Below are 21587 nucleotides of genomic sequence, written 5' to 3' on the forward strand. Positions count from 1 at the left end.
GAGTGACGCTCCGGGGAGGGGAACGCGCACTTCGGCCCGACGGTCTCCGCGGCTTGCACCCGCCTCCCTTGACGACCGTCCCGGGTCGCCCTAAGTTGATTCCGTATAGCAGAACAAACTTTCCGTAATGCGGAATTGGTGCTCTCAGGTGGCGCGACAGAGCCCGACTCCACCAGGTCCGAGCAGGAGCACTCATGCCTCGTATGACCGCTGCCCGAGCGGCAGTTGAGATCCTCAAGCGCGAAGGCGTCAGCAACGCGTTCGGTGTGCCGGGTGCGGCGATCAACCCCTTCTACGCGGCCCTCAAGGCCTCCGGCGGGGTGCAGCACACGCTGGCGCGCCACGTCGAGGGCGCTTCCCACATGGCCGAGGGCTACACCCGTGCCGCGGCCGGGAACATCGGCGTCTGCATCGGTACGTCGGGGCCCGCCGGCACCGACATGATCACCGGCCTCTACTCGGCCATCGCCGACTCGATCCCGATCCTCTGCATCACCGGCCAGGCGCCGACCGCCGTCCTGCACAAGGAGGACTTCCAGGCGGTGGACATCGCGTCTATCGCCGCGCCGGTGACCAAGGCCGCGACCACCGTCCTGGAGGCCGCGCAGGTCCCGGGCGTCTTCCAGCAGGCCTTCCACCTGATGCGCACGGGTCGGCCCGGCCCGGTCCTCATCGACCTGCCGATCGATGTGCAGCTCACCGAGATCGAGTTCGACCCCGAGCTGTACGAGCCGCTGCCCGTCCACAAGCCCGCCGCGAGCCGCAAGCAGATCGAGCGGGCCGTCGAGATGCTCAACGCCTCCGAGCGCCCGCTGCTCGTCGCGGGCGGCGGCATCATCAACGCCGACGCCTCGGCCCTGCTGGTCGAGTTCGCCGAGCTGACCGGCGTCCCGGTCGTCCCCACCCTGATGGGCTGGGGCATCCTCCCCGACGACCACGAGCTGAACGCCGGCATGGTCGGCCTCCAGACCTCGCACCGCTACGGCAACGCGAACTTCCTGGAGTCCGACTTCGTCCTCGGCATCGGCAACCGCTGGGCCAACCGCCACACGGGCAAGCTGGACGTCTACACGAAGGACCGCACCTTCGTCCACGTCGACATCGAGCCCACCCAGCTGGGCAAGATCTTCGCCCCGGACCTCGGCATCGCCTCCGACGCGAAGGCGGCCCTGGAGCTCTTCGTCGAGGTGGCGCGCGAGCTGAAGGCCGCCGGGAAGCTGAAGGACCGCTCTCGGTGGGCGGCGTCCACGCAGGAACGCCGGGCCACGCTCCAGCGCCGTACGCACTTCGACAACGTGCCGCTGAAGCCGCAGCGGGTGTACGAGGAGATGAACCGGGCGTTCGGCCCGGAGACCCGGTACGTCACCACCATCGGCCTCTCCCAGATCGCAGGCGCGCAGATGCTGCACGTCTACCGGCCGCGCCACTGGATCAACTGCGGCCAGGCCGGGCCGCTGGGCTGGACGATCCCTGCCGCACTGGGCGTCGCCACGGCCGACCCGGACGGCTCCGTGGTGGCCCTCTCCGGCGACTACGACTTCCAGTTCATGCTGGAGGAGCTCGCCGTCGGCGCGCAGCACCGCATCCCGTACGTCCACGTCCTGGTGAACAACTCCTATCTGGGGCTCATCCGGCAGGCTCAGCGGAACTTCGACATCGACTTCCAGGTCAACCTGGAGTTCGAGAACCTCAACTCCCCGGAGCTGGGCGTCTACGGCGTGGACCACGTCAAGGTCGTCGAGGGCCTGGGCTGCAAGGCGATCCGGGTCACGGAGCCGGACCAGCTGCTGCCGGCGTTCGAGGAGGCGAAGAAGCTCGCTGCCGAGCACCGGGTCCCCGTCGTCGTCGAGGCGATCCTGGAGCGGGTCACCAACATCTCGATGAGCGGTACCGACATCGCGTCGGTCAACGAGTTCGAGGACGTGGCGTCCGAGCCGGGCCACGCGCCGACCTCGATCCGCCCGCTGACGGTGTCCTGACCCCGCAGCCCACCGCCGGACCCCTGGGGCCCGGCCCGCCCGTCCCCACCAGGGGGCCGACCGCGGGCCGGGCTCCGGTGCTCCCCGGCGACCCTCAGGCCGTCGTGGGCGACGAACCGGCCCCGCCCGGTGCGGCCCCCGCGTCTCCGTGCGCCTCACGGGGCGTCCCACGTCGCACCGCACGGATTCCGCACCACCCGGTGCGGCCGGATCGCGTCCTACCCGAACCCGGGGCCCGCCCGGATCCTTGGCCCATGGGGGACACCGATGACACCGCGTCCTGCCCGGACCGACCCGGCGGCGACTCCGACCACCTGACGGCAGCCTTCCACGCGCTCCTCGAAGGCGCCACCGCCCCGCGACCGCCGCTGCCACCTGAGTGCCCGTTCTGTGAACTCGGGCAGGAACGCTACGCCACCGGTTACGCCGGGCACTGGATCCTCCTCGAACCCCGCATCCTCGTCCCCGCCCACACCGTCCCGCCACGACGGCGCTGGATCATCACCTCGACCGGGACGGCCATGAACCTGTGGGACGCCGAGCCGCTCCCCGGCGCCACGTGCCGCATCCCGCACCGCATGGCCTGCCCCCGCCTGGAGCCGGAGGACCACTGGCCGTGGGTGACGGCTCTGCGGCAGTACAACAGGCAGAGGTCGCAACGCCTGTTCGGCCTTCCCGACGACGGGCTGCCGGACACGGGGTGACCCCGGCGGCGGGGCAGGCGGGGCCGCCCGGGGAGAATGGGCCGTATGAAGGCAGGGCGAGAGCCGAGGCGTTGGACCAGATCCACGACCTGGGAGACGGTCCCGGACGGGGACCGGCGTGTCTGTGCGGCCTGCGGGACGGCCGTCCGCTCGTACCGGTACCGCTTCCATCCCCCGGAGAGCCCCTCGTTCGAACGGTGTGTCGGACTGGCGTGGTGCTCCGGCTGCCGGGTCTACTCCGGGGCGATGGTGTACGTACCCCGGGACCAGGTGCTCGTCGACGCTCTGGCATCGCTGCCGTGGGACCGGCGTGAGCGCATCGGACGGAGCGAGACGAAGCTCGTCGGGTATCTCGACGAGTGGATGCGGAACGAGGGCGCATCGCACACGTCCTGAAGGCACGTCATGGCACAGGGGTGCGGTGTACGCCTGACCGGCGTACACCGCACCCCTGCATCCTGTTCCACGGCGACCGCGACGGCGGGCGTGGGCGGCGGTCGGCCCGGTTCCTTCAGGTCTGGAACCGGGCCGGCCGGCCCTTCGCCACCGCACTGGCGTCGTCCGCCGCCGCGGTCCCGTCCTGCCGGCGCCGCGCTGCACCCCTCATCCGGGTGCGCGGCACGGGCAGGGCCCTGGGAGGGGAGGCTCAGTCCTCGCGCAGGGCGCGGACGGCCTCCTCCACGCGCTTGCCGTACTCGGCGTCGGCGGCGTGGAAGTGGGCGAGGTTCTTCTCGATCACGTCGTCGCGGGTGACCTGCGAGAGTCCGCCGGCGATGTTGGCGACGAGACGGTCCTTCTCCTCCGTCGACATCAGCCGGTAGAGCTCGCCCGCCTGGAAGAAGTCGTCGTCCTTCGTGTGGGCGGGCGCCTCGTGCGTGCCCGTCCAGCCGTGCACCGCGAGCGGGGAGGCGAGGGCCGCGCCGGTCTGCGCGGGCCCGGCGTACGAGTTGGGCTCGTAGTTCTTGTCCTGACGCGAGCCGTAGCGGGTCGCGTGCAGTCCGTCGCGCCCGTAGTTGTCGACGGTCGCCGTCCTCGGCGCGTTGACCGGGAGCTGGGTGTGGTTGATGCCCAGCCGGTAGCGCTGCGCGTCGGCGTACGCGAACAGGCGGCCCTGCAGCATCTTGTCCGGGGACGGGCCGATGCCGGGCACGAAGTTGTTCGGCGAGAACGCCGCCTGCTCGACCTCGGCGAAGACGTTGTCCGGGTTGCGGTCCAGCACCAGTCGGCCGACGCGCCGCAGCGGGTAGTCGGCGTGCGGCCACACCTTCGTCACGTCGAACGGGTTGAAGCGGTAGTCGGCCGCCTCCGCGGCCGGCATGACCTGCACGTGCAGCGTCCAGGACGGGTTGACGCCGCGCTCGATGGCCTGGAGCAGGTCCGTCTGGTGCGAGTTGGCGTCCTTGCCGACCTGTTCTGCGGCCTGCTCTGCGGAGAGGGAACGCACACCCTGGTTCGTCCTGAAGTGGTACTTGACGAAGAAGGCCTCGCCCTCCGCGTTCGTCCACTGGTAGGTGTGCGAGCCGAAGCCGTTCATGTGACGGTACGAGGCGGGGATCCCGCGGTCGCCCATCAGCCAGGTGATCTGGTGCGTGGACTCGGGGGAGTTGGCCCAGAAGTCCCAGACGTTGTCCGGCTCCTGACGGCCCGTGAAGGGGTCACGCTTCTGGGAGTGGATGAAGTCGGGGAACTTGATCGGGTCCTTGATGAAGAACACCGGGGTGTTGTTGCCGACGAGGTCGTAGTTGCCCTCGTCCGTGTAGAACTTGAGGGCGAAGCCGCGGGGGTCGCGGACGGCGTCCGCGCCGCCCAGCGAGTCTGCGACCGTCGAGAACCGGATGAACGTCTCGGTGCGGCGGCCCACTTCGGAGAGGAAGTCGGCGCGGGTGAAGCCGGTGACGTCGTCGGTCACCTCGAAGTAGCCGTACGCGCCGGAGCCACGGGCGTGGACGACGCGCTCCGGGATGCGCTCACGGTTGAAGCGGGCGAGCTTCTCCAGCAGGTGCTGGTCCTGGATCAGGACCGGCCCGCCGGCGCCGGCTGTGGCGGAGTTCTGGTTGTCGGCGACGGGGGCGCCTGACTCGGTCGTGAGCACACGCTGGGACATGGAGGCCTTCCGTACGGGGCTGCTGACGGCCTCAGGAGCGTAGGTTCGCCGGGATCGTCACGTCAACAGTTTGTTGAAATTGGAGGGTAGGGTTCCGGGTCGCGGCAGCGCCTGGGCGCGACAGGACAGGTGTCAGCGCCGCCGCGACCCGGAGTTCAGGGGGCCCGGTGAGGGCCGGGGGTGTCAGACCTGCGAGCCGGAGAGGCGCTCGACCGAGCGCAGCAGCGCCGAGTGGTCGAGGCCGCCGTCGCCCTGTGCGCGCAGGGAGGCCACGAGCTGGGCCACGACCCCGCCGACGGGCAGCGCGGCGCCGACGTTGCGCGCGGCGTCGGTGACGATGCCCATGTCCTTGTGGTGCAGGTCGATCCGGAAGCCCGGGGCGAAGTCCCGCTTGAGGAAGTTGTCCTTCTTGCGGGTCAGGACCGTCGAGCCCGCGAGCCCGCCGTTCAGTACGTCGAGCGCTGCGGCAAGGTCCACCCCGGACTTCTCCAGGAAGACGACGGCCTCGGCGCAGGCCTGGATGTTGACCGCGACGATCAGCTGGTTGGCCGCCTTCACCGTCTGTCCCGAGCCGTGGGGCCCGCAGAGCACGATGGTCCTGCCGAGCGTGTCGAGGAGCGGCTTCGCGGCGTCGAAGTCGGGCTGCTCGCCGCCGACCATGATGGACAGGACGGCCTCGATCGCGCCGGCCTCACCGCCGGAGACGGGGGCATCCAGCACGCGGATGCCCTTGTCCCTCGCGCTCGATGCCAGGTCCACGGAGGTCTGCGGCGTGATCGAGGACATGTCGATCAGCAGGGCACCCCGCCTGGCGTTCTCCAGGATGCCGTCGGGGCCGTACGCGATGGCCTCGACCTGCGGGGACGCCGGGACCATGGTGATGACGACGTCGGCGTCGCGCACCGCGTCGGCGATCGAGGCGGCACCCTTGCCGCCCGCCGCGACGAGCCGGTCGATCTTGTCCTGCTCCAGGGTGTAGCCGGTCACCTGGTACCCGGCCTTCACCAGGTTCTCGGACATGGGGGAGCCCATGATGCCGAGTCCGATCCAGGCGACCTTGGGGAGGTTGCTGCTCATGGGGGTGCCTTCCGGTAAGCGTGTGTGCGGGAGGGGGCGGGCCTCAGCGGGCCGGCCGGTGCTCGGCGGGGAGCCAGCCGAACGACTCGGCGCTCGGGCGGTCGCCCGGCTTGTACTCCAGGCCGACCCAGCCGTCGTACCCGGCCTGGGTCAGCTCGTCGAGGAGCCGCTCCAGCGGGAGCGAGCCGGTGCCGGGCGCGCCGCGCCCCGGGTTGTCGGCGATCTGGACGTGGCCGGTCTTCGCGGCGTACGCCTTGATCACCTGGCTGAGGTCCTCGCCGTTCATCGACAGGTGGTAGAGGTCCAGCAGGAACGTCGCGTTGCCCAGACCGGTCGCCTCGTTGACGCGGTCGACGACCTCGATGCCCGCCGGTGCGCTGACCAGGGGGTACAGCGGCGACTCCGTGTCGTTGAGCGTCTCGATCAGGAGGGTGGCCCCGATCCGGTGCGCCGCGCGGGCGGCCAGGACCAGGTTCTCCAGGGCGAGTTCGTCCTGGACGGCCGGGTCCACGCCCTCTACGCGGTTGCCGTACAGCGCGTTGAGCGCCTTGCAGCCGACCGAGGCCGCGAAGTCCGCCGCCACGTCGATGTTGGCGCGGAAGCGGTCCGACTCCTCGCCGGGCAGCGAGAGCGCCCCCCGGTCGGGGCCGGGGAGCCGGCCCGCGTAGAAGTTCAGCCCCACAAGCTGCGTGCCCGCGTCGTCGAGCGCCTTCTTCAGGGCGTCGAGCTCGGCCTGCGCGGGGGTGGGGGTCTCGATCCAGGGCCACCAGAGCTCGACCGCGGTGAAGCCCGCGGCGGCAGCCGCCGCCGGGCGCTCGAGGAGCGGGAGTTCGGTGAAGAGGATCGAGAGGTTCACATCGAAGCGCTGGTCCGAGTGACCCATCATGCGCTCCTTCCGTATCGCGGAAGTTAGTTTCTGCTTAACGGAAGATTGCCTGGCGCGTGGTGAGGCTGTCAAGAGGCAACCCGAATTCCGGACACGCGGAAGCGGGGCGGAGGCACGTGCGCCCTCCACCCCGCCGCCGGTCACATCTGCCTGGTCAGACCGCCGGCACCGTGTCCTGGAACGTGGTGCCCGACGCCCGGTAGCCGCTCACCAGAGCCGACACCTTGGCCGGGGAGAGGACCTGGTCCTTCACGTGCAGGACGTAGTCCACCTGCTGGTCGTACGAGCGGGGCGTGGTGCTGCTCTGGCCGGCCAGATCGATCAGCCACTGGTTGAAGTTGATCGACATCGGCCGCTCCGGGAGGTAGGCCGCGCCGTGCGTACCGAAGTGCTGACCGTCGACGTAGTACGTGATGGCGCTGTCGTCGACGGTCACCACCAGGTCGTGCCATCCGGCATAGCTCTGCCGCACCTCGCTGTGCTGGTTGACGGCCTCCCACGGGTCGGGCCGGTAGGTCTCCCACGAGGTGGTGTAGAGGATGTTGGCCGGCTCGCCCCAGCCGCCGTTGGGCAGGTACTCGAAGTCGTACTCCGCGTAGTCGTCCGCCATCGGCGCCTTCAGGTCGTTGATCGTGAAGAAGGTCTGGACGAGGTGGTCGCCGTCCGGACCCGACCTCGGGGCGTCGCTGAACTTGACCCGGGCCGCATAGGTGCCGTTGCGGAACTTCATGGACCTGGTGAGGATCTCCGTCTGCTCCGTCGAAGCACCCGTGCCCGCCGTGGACGTCTCCAGGTTCATCACCGAATTGCCGCTCTGACTGCTGAAGGTGACGTTCTCCGGAGCCCAGACGGCACCCGGCACCCCGGGGCCGCCGGAGTTCGAGCGCACGCTCCAGCCGTTCGCCGCGATCCGGGGATCCGTGTGACCGGTGTAGCTGAAGTCGTCGAACAGCCTCGGCCCGTCGGCCGGCGGATCGGTGGGGGGATCCGTCGGGTCGGTGGGGCCGTTGCCCCCGGGAGCCTCGCCCCAGGCCGTCACCGACCCCACCTGCGCGGTGATCCTGGTCCAGTCGCCGTACGTGTTCCGGTCGGCGCCGAACGAGTAGTCGTCGCTCTGCCCGAGCGGCTGCCAGTCCGCGCGGTGGAAGCGCAGCTGCATGTCACCGGTGTCCGCCCCGGGGGCCAGGGCGCCCGCGCCGGCGGTGAAGCCGATCTCCAGGTAGCGGTCGGCGGTCGCGGTCGGGTTCGGCAGGGTCCTGAAGGTGCCGGTGATGTTCGCGCAGCCCTTCACCGCCCAGGAACAGGCGAACCTGTAGGCCGCCGACGCCGAATCACCCTTGAAGTAGTAGCGCACCTTGACGTCGGGGAGCGGCACGCTCGCGCTCCCGGTGTTGCGGACCTTCAGCCACGGCTCGCTCTGGTCTGCCGTCGCCCCGGACGCGCTCGTGCGGTACTGGACGACGAGCCCGCCGGCCGCCGCAGCACCGGCGGTCGAGGGCAGGGCGGCGAGGGCCGTACAGCCCAGCGCCAGGGTGGTGGCGGCGGCGGCCGCCGCGCGGATACGGCTCCTGCGGAATGTCCTCATGGCAGTGTTCCTCTCCGGAACGGTGGGGGATGAGTTACCGAGGGGGTCGCGCTGTACCTGCGGACGCGGTCTCCAGGGACCGCGTGGTGAGAGGCCGGTATCGGACGCCGAGGGCGTCGAGCCGCGCGGTGTGTTCGCGCAGCCGCCCGACGAATCCGGCCCAGTCGCCGCGCCCCCCGGACCAGGCACGGTCGGCGAGGGCGCACAGCCGTGGGTAGGTGAGGTACTCGATCCGGTCCGGCGTCGTCACGTACTCGGTCCACAGCTGCGCCTGGGTGCCCAGGACACGGGAGGCCTCCTCCGGCTCCCATTCCCCCAGCACCGGCTCGTTCGCGTGGACCGCGTGCAGGGGGACGGGGTCGCCCTGCTGTGACAACGGCTCGTCCGGATCCGTGGACTGCGGGTAGTCCAGGTACGTGGAGCGGTGGTGCGCGGTCACAACCTCGTGTCCGCGCCGGGCCGCCTTGAGGGCGTGCGCCGGATCACGCCAGGTAAGTACCGCGAATTCGGGGGGCAGTTCGCCTCCGGTCTCGGCCCAGCCGATGGGCCGGCGCCCGTGCTCCACGAGGAACGAGCCGATACGGCCCATGAACCAGCCGTGCAGCTCGCCGGGGCCGGAGAGCCCCTCGGCCGCCGCACGCTCGCGGGCCGCCCCGCTGTTCTCCCATTCGACGGTGGGGCATTCGTCGCCGCCGATGTGGACGTACGGGGAGGGGAAGACGTCCATGACCTCCTCCAGTACGGTCCGGCAGAAGTCGAAGACCTCCTCGTGGACGCCGAGCACGGTGTCGCACACGCCCCACCTGGTCCACACGTCCAGATGCCGTGCCGGGTGGTTCCCGAGTCCGGGGTAGGCGGCGAGGGCCGCGCGCACATGACCGGGCATCTCGATCTCCGGCACGACGGTCACCCCCCGCTCCCGCGCATGACGGACCAGGCCGCGCAGCTCGGCCTTGGTGTACGCCCCCGAGTGCGGCACCCCGTCGGACAGGGACTGGGCCCGGTGCCCGCCCACCGAGGTCAGCCGGGGAAAGGCGTCGACCGGCATCCGCCAGCCCTGGTCGTCCGTGAGGTGCAGATGCAGGACGTTGAGCTTGTGGAGCGCCATCAGGTCCACGTACCTGCGGAGGTAGGAGACGGGCTGGAAGTGCCGTGCGACGTCGAGCATCGCGCCGCGCCAGGGGTACCGCGGTACGTCGCTGATCTCGACGCACGGCAACTCCCAGGACGTGCCGCGCGCGCCGCCCGACAGCGCTTCGGGGGGCAGCAGCTGCCGGATCGTCTGGACACCCCGGAGTAGACCGTCTGGCCGGGCGGCCCGCAGCAGCAGTGCCTCCGGTCCGACGGTCAGGCCGTACCCCTCGTCGCCGAGCCCGCCGAGGTGCGGGTCGAGCGCCAGGACGACGCGCCCATCGGCCGAGGGCGGGAGAGGCAGCCCGGTGGTCGGTCCGAGGAGCGTACGCAGCAGGCCGGCCGCCGGTTCCGCGCCCGGCAGAGCGCGTACGGCGGTGTCCTGGCCGAGGACGAACCGGCCGGGCCGCGGAGAGACCTTGCGGGGGCGGGGGACGAGGGAGAGCTCGGGGCGTGACGCGGGCACGGGGGCCTCCGGTTTCGGGATGTCGGGCGGTGCGCGTGGGCGGGTTCACGGGGGGCGCCCGGCAGGCTCAGCCCTTGACGGCGCCGGCCGCGAAGCCGGAGGTCACATGGCGCTGGAGCAGCAGGAAGATCACCAGGGCGGGCAGGGCGAAGAGCGTCGAGGCGGCCATGGTCGCGCCCCAGTCGGTGCCGAACGTGTTCTGGAACGAGGAGAGCCAGACCGGCAGGGTGCGGTTGTCCTGCTGCTTGATGATCAGGAAGTTGGCGTAGGCGAACTCGTTCCAGGCGGTGATGAACCCGAACAGCGAGGTCGCCATCAGGCCCGGGGCGAGCAGCGGCAGTGCCACCCGGGTGAACGCCCCGGTGCGGGTGCAGCCGTCGACCTGGGCGGCCTCTTCCAGTTCGGGCGGGATGGTCGCGAGGAACCCCCGCAGGACCACGATCGTGAACGGAAGCGTGATCATGAAGTACACGAGGGTCAGCGTCGGCAGGCGGTCCAGCATGTCCGTGTCACGCGAGATGATGTAGATCGGGATGATCAGGGACTCCCAGGGCGCCATCTGGGCGACGAACACCAGCAGCATGAACTGCCGTCTGCCCTTCCACCGCAGTCGTGCCACGGCGAACGAGGCTCCGAGCGCCACGAAGAGGGAGAGCAGCACGGCCCCCAGGGTGACCAGGACGCTGTTGCGCCAGAACAGTTCGAAGCCGTCCGCCTGTACCGCCCGGCGGAAGTGGTCCAGCGTCCAGGTGCAGGGGACGATCCGGGGCTCGGCGGACCTGATGTCCCGGGACGGCTTGAAGGCGGTGGAGACCATCCAGTACACCGGGAACAGGCAGACCACGACGGTCACGACGGCGGCGGCGTTCAGCGGGACCCGCCGGACGCGGGGGCGGAGCGGGGTCATCGGGGGTCGTCCTCCTGACGGAACATCTGGCGGAAGTAGAGGACCAGCACCCCGGACATCAGGACCACGGTGATCATCGACGCTGCGGAGCCCAGGTCGTAGCGCTGGCTGGAGAGCGCCGTCTGGACCGCGTACACCGGCAGGATGGTGGTGGCGTCGTCCGGGCCGCCCCGGGTCATCACCCAGATCTGGACGAACGCCTTGAAGGTCCAGATCACCTCCAGCGAGAGGACCAGCATGAAGATCGGCCTCAGCATGGGGAAGGTGAGCGAGCGGAAGATGCGGGAGCCGGAGGCGCCGTCCAGGCGGGCCGACTCGTACAGCTCGGCGGGGACCGTGGTCAGCGCGGAGTAGAGGGTGACCGCCGCGAAAGGCACGGACTGCCACACGATCAGCAGGACGAGGATCGTGAAGGACGCCGTCCCGTTCGCGAACCACGGGTAGCGGTCGAACGACCCGAAACCCAGAGCCGTCAGCGACTGGTTGACGATCCCGAACTCGGAGTGGAACAGCCACTGGAAGACCGTGGTCGCCGCGACCACCGGCATGGCCCAGGCGAGAACCAGCGAGCACAGCACGACCGTACGGCCGGCCCGGCGCAGCCGCTCCGTCATCAGCGCGACCAGCGTCGAGATGACCATGATCAGCACGACGTTGACGGCCATGAAGACGAAGGTGCGGCCGGTCACCTCCCAGAAACGCGGGTCGGACAGCAGCGTCCTGTAGTTGCGCAGTCCCACGAACTCCGCGTCCCCGCTGATCAGCTGGCGGAGCCGGAAGTCCTGCAGGGAGATCACCACGGCCCGCACCAGCGGGTAGACGAGCAGGTAGAGCATCCCGCCGACGGCGGGCGCGATCAGGGCGTAAGGCCAGAGGTGGTGCGGGGACCGTCCGGGCCGCCGTACCGGTGGCTCCTCCGGTGGACGGTGGACGCGCGGCGCGGGCCGTTCACGGACTGCCGGCACGGCCGGCCTCCTCTCGGTGGTGGGACGGGACCCGCTCAGGAGCCGGAGTTCATGGCCCGGGTGATGTCCGCGGAGGCCTCAGCCGCCTCCTCGGCGGCGTCACCGCCGGTGAGGACGGCCGTCATGTAGTCCTTGACGGGGTTCTCGGCCTCCACCGCCGCCCAGCCGGGGGTGTTCGGCGTCGCATGCCCGTTCGCCGCTCCCACGGCCATCGCCGAGGCACCCGGGTCACCCGCCACGGCCGAGGCGAGGGTGGTCCGGTTGGGCACGTAGCTCATGGCCACCGCGAGCTTCTTCTGCCAGGCGTCGCCCGTCAGCTCCTTGATGAAGGTCACCGCCGCGTCCGGATGACCCGACGCGGCGGGAACCACCAGGTCGGAGCCGCCGGTGAACACCGCACCCGGAGTGCCGGCCGTCTTCCCCGGGATGGGGAAGAAGCCCAGCTTCCCCTTCAGCCCGGGGTTGTTCTCGACGACCACGTTGGCCCCGCCCGGGGTCTGGATGATCTGGGCCACCTGCCCCTGCGCCATCACCTCGGCCTGTGGCGGATCGTCCTCGTCGGAGTCCTTGGGGCCCTTCCCGAGCGCCTGCAGCCGGGCGTAGAAGGCCATGCCCCGCTGCGCCTCGGGCGTGTCGAGCGCGCCCGTCCACCGGCCGCCCGACTCGGTGGCGAAGTCCCCACCCTCGTCCCAGATGAAGCCGCCCAGCGCGTACCAGAGCTGCCCCGGCAGGTAGATGCCCTGGGTGCCGCCCTTGTTCAGCTTCGTGGTGGCGTCGATCCACTCGTCGCGCGTGGTGATCTTCGTGGCGTCGACGCCGGCCTTCTCGAAGAGGTCCTTGCGGTAGATCACGACCCGGTTGGCCGCGTAGTACGGGATGCCGTACTGCCTGCCCTCGTACGAACCGGGTTCGGCAAGTCCCTTCAGCCAGTCGTCGCCGTTCAGCTCGGCCTTCCTGTCGCTGAGGTCCAGCAGCCCGCCGCTCTCGGCGAACTGCGCCACCTGCGTGTTGCCGGCCTCGATCACGTCGGGGGCGTCGTTGCTCGCCAGGGCGGCGGTGATCTTCTGGCCGATGCCGTCCCACTCCTGGATCTGGATCCTGACGTCGATGTCCGGGTGCGCGGCCTCGAACCCCTCGGTGAACTCCTTCTGGAACGCGGCCGAGACGCTGTCGCGCATCAGCCAGACGTCGACCGTCGTCACGCCCCCGGCCCCGTCGGCGTCGGCGGCACCGGAACTGCAGGCACTGAGAGCGGCGGTCGCCACGAACGCGGACACACCGGCAAGCAAGCGGTACTTCACGGTTCACCTCAATGGGAGCAGAGACCTGACCACCTGACCAGTGAAGCCCACTGGACAGCTCACCTCTTGGTGGTGGATGAAGGTGGCATAGACCAATGAGGTCGTCAACCCCTCCTGTATGAAAGGATTTTGGGGATTCCGACGGCAGGCACACTCTGTTCAAGTCGGCCGAGGTGGTTAGAATCCTCCTGACCAGTGGACGCCAGTACCCAACTGGTAAAGGGAGCGGGACGCGCGAAGGGGAACGCATGGAAGCCGACGTACCGGGGACGGTGCTCAAACGGGAACGGGCGCGTGACGCGGTCCTCGAGCTGATCGAGAGCCGGAGCCCCGGGGACGCGATTCCGTCCGAGCGGGCCCTCTGCGCCCTGCTCGGTGTGTCCCGGCCCACCCTGCGCGCCGCCGTGGACGAGCTGGTGGCCGCAGGGCTGCTCGTCCGGGAACACGGGCGCGGGATGTTCGTCGCGCCGGCCAAGATCACCCAGGAGCTGATCTCCGCGGACCTCGCCCTCAGCGTCCCGCAGGCGGCAGGGGCGTGGTCGAGCAGACTCCTGGAGTTCACCACCCTCCAGGCCGGAGCGCGGGTCGGCCGCAAGCTGCGGATGTCGCCCGCCGAGGAGATCGTGTACGTCGCCCGGCTCCGGCTGGTCGACGGGGCCCCCATGGCGATCGAGCACCTGCACATCAGGGCGGCGCTCGTGCCCGGGCTGTCGGCCCAGGAACTGGAGGACGGTGATCTCTACGAGCACCTGCGCCACACCCACGGGGTGCACGTGCGTGAGGCCGTCCAGGCCATCGAACCCACCGTCGTGACGCGGGCGGAGGCCCAGCTCCTGGAGGTACCCGAACTCTCACCGGCCCTCCTCTTCGAGCGCCTGACCTCGGACACCGGCGGGCTGCCCGTGGAGTACGTCCACTCGCTCTACCGGGGCGACCGCTACCGGATCGTCTCCCGGCTCGCGCTCGGTCCGGCCGCCGCCACCGCCCCCCTGATCAGGGACGGGCACCACCCGGGGATCCCGCCCGGGGACTTCGCGCACGGCGACCCGATCGCGTCGTCCACCCGGGGGGACATCCAGGCCGGGTCGTGAAGTGCGCGGCCCCTCACACCCCTCGGGGCCGGCCGCGTCCCAGGGTGCGTGCTCTAGGGTCGGGGCGAGCCGTGCGAGCCGACCGACGCGGCGGGACATGAGGGAGGCACCGTGCGCTTGAGGGTGGAATTCACCACCGAGCCCTTCGATCTCGACGAGGCACCCGCCCACGCGGTGGTTGCCCGTGAGGTCATCCAGAGCGCCGACCTGGACGCGGTGGACGTGGGCCCCTTCGGGAACACGGCCGAGGGGGGTGCCGACCAGGTCCTCACGGCGGTGGACTCCCTGCTGCGCCAAGCCCTGGCCTCGGGCGCCACCCGGGTCTCCCTCCAGGTCAACGTGATCGGGGAGGGCACCCCATGACCGAACCGGCCGACCACCCGCTGGTCACCGCGGTGAAGCCCCTCGTCGACGCCATGGGTGCCGAACTGCTCGCCCCCGAGCAGGCCACCACCGAGGACGTGGTGCTCGCGTGGGAGGGGGCGGACGTCATGGCGGTGCGGCTCCCTCAGCTCTCGGAATCGCTCGACCACATCCTGGCCGCGATGGAGCGGCGGCACGGGATGCCGCTGGCCGACCTGGACCGTAAGGCCAAGCAGGGTGTCGTGCGCACGCTTGAGGCACGCGGTGCCTTCTCGGTGCGGCACGGTGTGGAGACGGTGGCGGGCGCGCTCGGTGTCAGTCGTTTCACCGTTTACAACTATCTGAACCGGGACAACCCCGCCAAGAGTGAGTAGCTGAGCGTTATGCGGTCCGATGCCGCCGTCCGGGGACTCGGGCGGCGGCATCATCTGTTCGTGGAATTTCAACAAACTGTTGACGTGGTGTTGCGAAGGGCGTTAGCTGTCCGCAGCCCGAAAACGCACAGCGAAAAAGCCACGGAGGCTCCCGTGACTACGAGCTCCACACCGGGCCTCGCCCGGTTCAACACCCTGGCGGCCGGAGAGGCCACAGCCGCGCTGCACGAGGTGTGTGCCAGTGCGGCGTGGGGAAGCTTCGTCCTCGCCCACCGGCCGTACCCCGGCCCGGAAGCCCTGTTCTCCGCCAGTGAGGCCGCCATGGCCGAGCTCTCCGCGGAGGACCTGGCCGAGGCGATGGCGGGCCACCCGCCGATCGGCCGCCCCAAGCCGGGGGACCCGGCCTCCGCCCGTGAGCAGCGGGGGATGGCCGGAGCGTCCGAGGGGCTCAAGGAGGAGATGCTCGAACTCAACCTGGCCTACCAGGAGCGGTTCGGACACGTCTTCCTGATCTGTGCCACCGGAGCCACCGGTGAGCAGATGCGCGACGCGGTGAAGGCCCGCATCGGGAACTCGCCCGAGCAGGAACGCGAGATCGTCCGCGCCGAACTGGGCAAGATCAACCGCATCCGGCTGACCCGCCTCGTAGAGGACTCCTGAGGACCAGGACCCCGTACAGCACTCTTGAGAACAAGGAGCGTGACGGTCTTGAGCACCGACACCACCGCATCGGTGTCCACCCACATCCTGGACACCAGCATCGGCCGTCCCGCCGCAGCCGTCACCGTCTCCCTGGCCGCCCGCAGCGGCGGCGAAGCGCAGTACGTGACGCTCGGCGGATCCGCGACCGACGCGGACGGGCGCTGCAAAGACCTGCCGGCCCTGCCGGAAGGAACCACTCACGTACGGCTCGTCTTCGACACCGAGTCGTACTTCACCGCGAAGAAGCAAGCCGAGGCGCAGCAGGACGCCCCCCGCGTAAGGGACAGCGGTGCGTTCTTCCCGGAGGTGGCGATCGCGTTCGCCGTCACCCCGGGCGAGCACTATCACGTACCGCTGCTGCTCAACCCGTTCGGCTACTCCGTTTACCGAGGGAGCTAGCAGACAATGCCCACGATTCTCGGCCAGAACCAGTACGGCAAAGCAGAGAACCGCGTCGTCAGGATCACGCGGGACGGCGACACCCACCACATCAAGGACCTCAACGTCTCGGTCGCCCTCTCCGGCGACATGGACGACGTCCACTACTCCGGTTCCAACGCGAACGTCCTGCCGACCGACACCACCAAGAACACGGTGTTCGCCTTCGCCAAGGAACACGGCATCGAGTCGGCCGAGCAGTTCGGCATCCACCTGGCCCGGCACTTCGTGAGCTCGCAGGAGCCGATCAAGGTGGCCCGGATAAGGATCGAGGAGTACGCCTGGGAGCGCATCGCGACCTCGGACGGCAACTCGAAGTTCATCGGCGCCGACGAGGTCAAGCACTCGTTCGTCCGCAAGGGCCAGGAGACGCGCACGTCCCAGATCACCTACGACGGTGAGAAGTGGGAGGTCGTCTCCGGCCTCAAGGACCTCACGGTCATGAACTCCACCAACTCGGAGTTCTGGGGCTACGTGAAGGACAAGTACACGACGCTGAAGGAGGCGTACGACCGCATCCTCGCGACCGACGTCTCCGCTAGGTGGCGGTACAACTGGACCGACGACGAAGAGCGCATGCCGAACTGGGAGAAGTCCTACGAGCAGACGCGCAAGCACATGCTCCAGGCCTTCGCCGAGACGTACTCCCTCTCGCTCCAGCAGACCCTGTACCAGATGGGTTCGCGCATCATCAACAACCGCAGCGAGATCGACGAGATCCGGTTCTCCCTGCCGAACAACCACCACTTCCTCGTCGACCTGGAGCCCTTCGGCCTCAAGAACGACAACGAGGTGTACTTCGCGGCCGACCGCCCCTACGGCCTCATCGAGGCGACGGTGCTCCGGGACGGCGTCGAGCCGAAGATCCCGGTCGACATGACCAACCTCTGACACGGAGCTGAACCGGCCGCCGCCTCACAGCGGGCGGTGGCCGGTCGTCCCGGACGGAAACACCATGGCAGAGCCCGGAACGGGGCCGGCGGAAGGCCCGTGTACCGCCCCACCGACCGCCCCCGGAAACGCAGTTCACCCGGTGGGCGAGTCATCCCCGTACCGGGGGAGGCCGTCCCGCCGGTACCGATGCCCGTGCTCCGCGGCGCCGGCGACGTCCTGTTCGGCTCGGTCGTGGTGAGCGGCATCCGGACCCTGTCCGGGGCGGGACTCGACGACAGCTCCGGCATCGTCCTCGTGGCGGTGGCACCCGGCACCGGTGTCATTCCGCTCGCGGCACCCGCCCTCCGCGCCGGATTCCCGTCCTCGGCACGGACCGTGCTCGGCTCCGGGACCGGTCCGGGAGCAGTCGCGGCGGTCCCGCTCAATCTGTTCTTCCATCATCTCGGCACCCACAGCCGTAACGCTGTGGCACTCAAATCCTCCTAGGGTCCTGCCGTGCCCACATCGCCAGAGACAGAAGAGGGAAGCATCATGGCAGCTTCGGCGGATCCAAGGACCACCCGGCGCATCGTCATCGAGAACTGCTCCATCGCGACCGTCGACGCCCACGACACCGAATACGCCTCGGGGCACGTCGTCGTGGCGGACAACCGCATCGAGTCCGTCGGCGCGGGCAAGGCGCCGGAGGGTCTCACCGGTGTCGTGCGGCGCATCGACGGCACCGGCCACCTCGCCACACCCGGTCTCGTCAACACCCACCACCACTTCTACCAGTGGATCACCCGGGGCCTGGCGACCGACCACAACCTCTTCGACTGGCTGGTCGCGCTGTACCCGACATGGGCGCGCATCGACGAGCCGATGGCCCGCGCGGCAGCCCAGGGCTCACTCGCGATGATGGCCCGCGGCGGGGTCACCACCGCCATGGACCACCACTACGTCCATCCCCAGGGCTCCGGTGACCTGTCCGGCGCCATCATCGGCGCAGCCCGGGACATGGGCGTACGCTTCACCCTCGCCCGCGGCTCGATGGACCGCAGCGAGAAGGACGGCGGGCTGCCGCCGGACTTCGCCGTGGAAACCCTCGACGGGGCGCTCGCCGCCACCGAGGCGACCATCGACGAACACCATGACAGCTCGTTCGACGCGATGACGCAGATCGCGGTCGCCCCCTGCTCCCCCTTCTCGGTGTCCACCGAACTGATGCGTCAGGGAGCCGAGTTGGCCCGTCGACGCGGTGTACGCCTGCATACCCACGGTTCCGAGACCGTGGAGGAGGAACAGTTCTGCAAGGAGCTGTTCGGGATGGGCCCGACGGACTACTTCGAATCGACGGGCTGGCTCGGTGCCGACGTGTGGATGGCGCACTGCGTCCACATGAACGACTCCGACATCGCCGCCTTCGCCCGAACCGGCACCGGCGTCGCACACTGCCCGTCCTCCAACGCCCGCCTCGCCGCGGGCATCGCCCGCGTCCCCGACATGCTGGCCGCCGGGATCCCGGTCGGGCTCGGCGTCGACGGCACCGCCTCCAACGAGTCCGGCGAGCTCCACACCGAACTGCGCAACGCCCTCCTCATCAACCGTCTCGGCGCCCACCGGGAGAAGGCCCTGAACGCGCGCCAGGCGCTGCGCCTGGGCACGTACGGCGGAGCCCAGGTGCTCGGCCGCGCCGGCGAGATCGGCTCCCTGGAACCGGGGAAGCTCGCCGACCTCGTGCTGTGGAAGCTGGACACCCTCGCCCACGCCTCCATCGCCGACCCGGTGACCGCACTGGTCTTCGGCGCCGCGGCCCCCGTCACCCTCTCCCTCGTCAACGGCAGAACCGTCGTCGAGGGCGGCCGCCTCACCACCGTGGACGAGGAAGCCATCGCCCGTACGACCCGCGACGAGGCCAGGCGCCTGGCGCGGATCGCCGCCGGGGCCTGACGCTCCGCACCCCCTGACAGGCCGGCCGAGGGGGACGGCCCTCGGCCGGCCGCCGTGGACCCGACGAGGTTCACGGCAGCCTGTGGGGTGCGCGTACGTCCTGTACGCGCACCCGCACAGGTGAGCTCCAAGCTGCCCGCACCAGCTGCACGACCTGCACCAACGCACCACTCAGCACCACCTCCCTGACACCCACGTCGCCCGACGTGTACCCGACCGGAGGAAGCCGTGGCAGCTACGCCCAGGTTTCGCAAGAACGCAGTCGATGGAAACGCAGTCGAAGCAACCGCAGGAGGCAGCGGCGCGGAAAGCGCGGCCGGCGGGCCGGACCGGACCCACCCGGTCGACGAGAGGCTTCCGCCCCTGCGGATGTTCACCAGCGGCCTCCAGCACGTGGCCGCCATGTACGCGGGAGTGGTGGCCCCGCCCATGATCCTGGGGCCCGCCGTGGGTCTCACCGCCAAGGAGACCGCCTTCCTCATGGGGGCGAGCCTCTTCACCGCGGGGGTAGCGACCCTGCTCCAGACCCTCGGTTTCTGGCGAATAGGCGCCCGGCTGCCGTTCGTCAACGGGGTCTCGTTCGCCGGGGTGACCCCGATGATCGCGATAGGCAAGGACCGCGGTCACGAAGGCATAGCCGTCATCTTCGGCGCGATCATCGTCGCCGGTCTCCTCGGCTTCGTCCTCGCCCCGTACTTCTGCAAACTGGTGCGGTTCTTCCCACCCGTCGTCACCGGCACCGTCATCACACTGATCGGCGTCTCCCTGCTGCCGGTCGCCTTCAACTGGTCGCAGGGCGGCAACGCGACCGCCGACGACTACGGTTCGATGACCAACATCACGATGGCCGCCGTCACCCTGGTGATCGTGCTGGCCCTGCGCAAACTGCTGCGGGGCTTCCTCCAGCAGATCGCCATCCTGCTCGGCCTCGTCATCGGCACCCTGATCGCGATCCCGGCCGGCATCACCGACTTCGGGGCCCTGGGCGACGCCGACATCGTCGGCTTCCCGACGCCGTTCCACTTCGGCGCACCGCAGTTCGAGATCGCCGCCATCATCTCGATGTGCATCGTCATGCTGGTCTGTATGACCGAGTCCACCGCCGACATGCTGGCCCTCGGCAAGATCGTCGGCCGCCCGGCGGACGAGCGGACCATCGAGGGCGGACTGCGCGCCGACACCCTGGGCAGCGCCATCAGCCCGCTGTTCAACGGCTTCATGTGCAGCGCCTTCGCCCAGAACATCGGGCTGGTCGCGATGACCAAGGTCCGCAGCCGGTTCGTCGTGGCCGCCGGGGGAGTCATCCTGGTGCTGCTCGGGCTGATCCCCGTGGCCGCCTCGGTCATCGCCCTCGTACCGCTTCCGGTCCTCGGCGGCGCGGGCATCGTGCTCTTCGGGTCGGTGGCCGCGAGCGGTGTCCAGACGCTGGCCACCGCCGCCCTGGAGAAGGGCGAGAACGCCCTGATCGTCGCGGCGGCCGTCGGTGTCGGCCTCATACCGATCGCCGCGCCCGGCTTCTACCACGCCTTCCCCGAGGACCTGCTCGTCGTCCTGGACTCGGGCATCTCCACCGGCTGCGTGGTGGCGATCGTGCTGAACCTGGCCTTCAACCACTGGGGCCGGACGCCGGAGGCGGATCCGGAGACGGAGGCCGCGGACAGCGAACAGCCCAAGGACCCTATGGCCCTGCCCGTCGCCCACTGACCCGGCGGTGCGCGTGCGGGATGCCCTTCCCGGGGCCCGTACGCGCACCGTGGGCGGTGGGATCAGCCGATGTGGAAGCTGTCGCCGTAGACCTGCCAGTCCAGCGGCGGGTCCAGATCCAGATTGCCGTTCCTGAGGAACACCCGCTGCGCCGTGTCCACCCGGCTGGTGTCCGAGTGGGCCTCCTCCTGCTTCATCGCCCGGACCCGCGCGTCCAGGAACGCGTCGAGGTAGGCGACCTCGTCGCCCCCCTGCGACGGCGGGACCGCCTGTGCCAGGGCCGTCTCCCGGATCGAGCCGAAGCTCGTGCTGTCGTCGCCGCCGCCGTGCATCACGATGGCGTCGTAGTACGCGAACTGGCCCAGGGTGCCGAGGCCGTCGGCCTTGCCCTGGCGCACCGCGGGGTCGAAGTAGACCCGGTCGCGCTCGTCGTTCTGGGCCTGCTGGAACACCGGGTCCGAAGCGGCCTCCGCCCAGTGACCGGTGAAGCCGGGGTCGAGCCCCTCGTGCGAGTCGGTTCCGTCCACCTCCCGCAGTGCGGGCAGGTAGCCGGCCAGGAGGTTCCCCGGCCGGCGCTCGGTGTACAGCTCCACCAGATCGAGCATGTCCCCGGTGCCTGAGCAGAATCCGATGATGCCGGCGGTGTAGCCGCGGCCGTCGCCGATGTCCTCGATGTAGCCGTACTGGGCCTTCCAGTCCAGCGTGGAGTTCTCCGCGCTCGACACGAGCCGCATGGCGATGTCCTTCTTCGCGGGGTCGTCGAGCCCGGTCGCGGCTGCCTCCAGGTGTGCGGCCGGCGGCGTGGGGGCGCCGGCGTGGGCCGTGGCCGGAATCGCCGTGCAGGTCAGCCCGAGGGCCAGCACGGCGAGTCCGACGGTGCGGGTGAATCGGTCGGTGCGACGCGAGGTGCTGTTGTGGGGGTGATGCACCGGTCCTCCAGCAGGAGTTCGTCGTTCCCAATATTCTGTTAGTAAACTTTCCTACCAG

At 69.9% G+C, this 21587-nt stretch carries 20 protein-coding genes and 1 pseudogene; 12 read left to right on the forward strand and 9 right to left on the reverse strand.

Going from position 1 to position 21587, the window contains the following annotated elements:
- Positions 1–194: 194 nt before the first annotated feature.
- The 3 genes from gcl (at position 195) to HED23_RS11900 (ending at position 3079) form a co-directional block, all read left to right on the forward strand.
- Positions 195–1979, forward strand: a complete 1785-nt coding sequence (gcl, locus tag HED23_RS11890; protein ID WP_203183372.1) for a glyoxylate carboligase — start codon at positions 195–197, stop codon at positions 1977–1979.
- Between the two features lie 254 nt (positions 1980–2233).
- The gene (locus tag HED23_RS11895; protein WP_203183373.1) at positions 2234–2683 is read left to right on the forward strand and encodes a DUF6083 domain-containing protein; all 450 of its coding nucleotides are present in this window, start codon (positions 2234–2236) and stop codon (positions 2681–2683) included.
- A 45-nt stretch (positions 2684–2728) separates the two neighbouring features.
- The gene (locus tag HED23_RS11900; RefSeq protein ID WP_203187773.1) at positions 2729–3079 is read left to right on the forward strand and encodes a hypothetical protein; all 351 of its coding nucleotides are present in this window, start codon (positions 2729–2731) and stop codon (positions 3077–3079) included.
- Positions 3080–3329: 250 nt separating this feature from the next.
- Here the strand turns inward: HED23_RS11900 and HED23_RS11905 are convergent, their stop codons facing one another.
- The 8 genes from HED23_RS11905 to HED23_RS11940 form a co-directional block, all read right to left on the reverse strand.
- Complete coding sequence (locus HED23_RS11905) at positions 3330–4787, reverse strand: catalase (RefSeq protein WP_203183374.1); 1458 nt, start codon at positions 4785–4787, stop codon at positions 3330–3332.
- A gap of 183 nt (positions 4788–4970) precedes the next feature.
- Positions 4971–5864 (reverse strand): 2-hydroxy-3-oxopropionate reductase, encoded by an 894-nt coding sequence (locus HED23_RS11910; RefSeq protein ID WP_203183375.1) that lies wholly within the window; start codon positions 5862–5864, stop codon positions 4971–4973.
- Between the two features lie 43 nt (positions 5865–5907).
- Positions 5908–6747, reverse strand: a complete 840-nt coding sequence (locus HED23_RS11915) for a TIM barrel protein (RefSeq protein WP_203187446.1) — start codon at positions 6745–6747, stop codon at positions 5908–5910.
- A gap of 157 nt (positions 6748–6904) precedes the next feature.
- A complete protein-coding gene (locus HED23_RS11920; RefSeq protein ID WP_203183376.1) occupies positions 6905–8335 on the reverse strand; it encodes a cellulose binding domain-containing protein in 1431 nt (476 codons plus the stop codon).
- Positions 8336–8369: 34 nt separating this feature from the next.
- Positions 8370–9932, reverse strand: coding sequence for a beta-N-acetylhexosaminidase (locus HED23_RS11925; RefSeq protein WP_203183377.1), 1563 nt, complete (start codon positions 9930–9932; stop codon positions 8370–8372).
- A 67-nt stretch (positions 9933–9999) separates the two neighbouring features.
- Complete coding sequence (locus tag HED23_RS11930) at positions 10000–10839, reverse strand: carbohydrate ABC transporter permease (RefSeq protein WP_203183378.1); 840 nt, start codon at positions 10837–10839, stop codon at positions 10000–10002.
- Complete coding sequence (locus HED23_RS11935) at positions 10836–11804, reverse strand: carbohydrate ABC transporter permease (RefSeq protein WP_203183379.1); 969 nt, start codon at positions 11802–11804, stop codon at positions 10836–10838. The genes HED23_RS11930 and HED23_RS11935 overlap by 4 nt, the downstream gene beginning before the upstream one ends.
- 35 nt (positions 11805–11839) lie before the next feature.
- Entirely contained in the window at positions 11840–13105 is a 1266-nt protein-coding gene (locus tag HED23_RS11940; RefSeq protein ID WP_203183380.1) for an extracellular solute-binding protein, read from the reverse strand.
- Positions 13106–13353: 248 nt separating this feature from the next.
- Between HED23_RS11940 and HED23_RS11945 the strand changes: the two genes are divergently transcribed.
- From HED23_RS11945 to HED23_RS11985, 9 genes and pseudogenes are all read left to right on the forward strand, one after another.
- Positions 13354–14196, forward strand: coding sequence for a GntR family transcriptional regulator (locus HED23_RS11945; RefSeq protein ID WP_203183381.1), 843 nt, complete (start codon positions 13354–13356; stop codon positions 14194–14196).
- A gap of 111 nt (positions 14197–14307) precedes the next feature.
- Positions 14308–14559, forward strand: a complete 252-nt coding sequence (locus HED23_RS11950) for a hypothetical protein (RefSeq protein ID WP_203183382.1) — start codon at positions 14308–14310, stop codon at positions 14557–14559.
- Entirely contained in the window at positions 14556–14933 is a 378-nt protein-coding gene (locus HED23_RS11955; protein ID WP_203183383.1) for a helix-turn-helix domain-containing protein, read from the forward strand. The genes HED23_RS11950 and HED23_RS11955 overlap by 4 nt, the downstream gene beginning before the upstream one ends.
- A gap of 153 nt (positions 14934–15086) precedes the next feature.
- The gene (uraD, locus tag HED23_RS11960) at positions 15087–15593 is read left to right on the forward strand and encodes a 2-oxo-4-hydroxy-4-carboxy-5-ureidoimidazoline decarboxylase (protein ID WP_203183384.1); all 507 of its coding nucleotides are present in this window, start codon (positions 15087–15089) and stop codon (positions 15591–15593) included.
- Positions 15594–15641: 48 nt separating this feature from the next.
- A complete protein-coding gene (uraH, locus tag HED23_RS11965; protein WP_203183385.1) occupies positions 15642–16034 on the forward strand; it encodes a hydroxyisourate hydrolase in 393 nt (130 codons plus the stop codon).
- A gap of 6 nt (positions 16035–16040) precedes the next feature.
- Positions 16041–16964, forward strand: coding sequence for a factor-independent urate hydroxylase (gene pucL / locus HED23_RS11970; protein WP_203183386.1), 924 nt, complete (start codon positions 16041–16043; stop codon positions 16962–16964).
- Positions 16965–17120: 156 nt separating this feature from the next.
- Positions 17121–17453: pseudogene (locus HED23_RS11975) on the forward strand (purine permease); the annotation flags it as partial.
- Positions 17454–17498: 45 nt separating this feature from the next.
- Positions 17499–18896, forward strand: a complete 1398-nt coding sequence (locus tag HED23_RS11980; protein WP_203183387.1) for an 8-oxoguanine deaminase — start codon at positions 17499–17501, stop codon at positions 18894–18896.
- A 228-nt stretch (positions 18897–19124) separates the two neighbouring features.
- The gene (locus HED23_RS11985) at positions 19125–20600 is read left to right on the forward strand and encodes a nucleobase:cation symporter-2 family protein (RefSeq protein WP_203183388.1); all 1476 of its coding nucleotides are present in this window, start codon (positions 19125–19127) and stop codon (positions 20598–20600) included.
- A 62-nt stretch (positions 20601–20662) separates the two neighbouring features.
- Here the strand turns inward: HED23_RS11985 and HED23_RS11990 are convergent, their stop codons facing one another.
- Positions 20663–21529, reverse strand: coding sequence for a chitosanase (locus HED23_RS11990; protein ID WP_203183389.1), 867 nt, complete (start codon positions 21527–21529; stop codon positions 20663–20665).
- Positions 21530–21587 lie beyond the last annotated feature (58 nt).

This window comes from Streptomyces pratensis, from assembly GCF_016804005.1.
Taxonomy (GTDB): Bacteria; Actinomycetota; Actinomycetes; order Streptomycetales; family Streptomycetaceae; genus Streptomyces; species Streptomyces pratensis_A.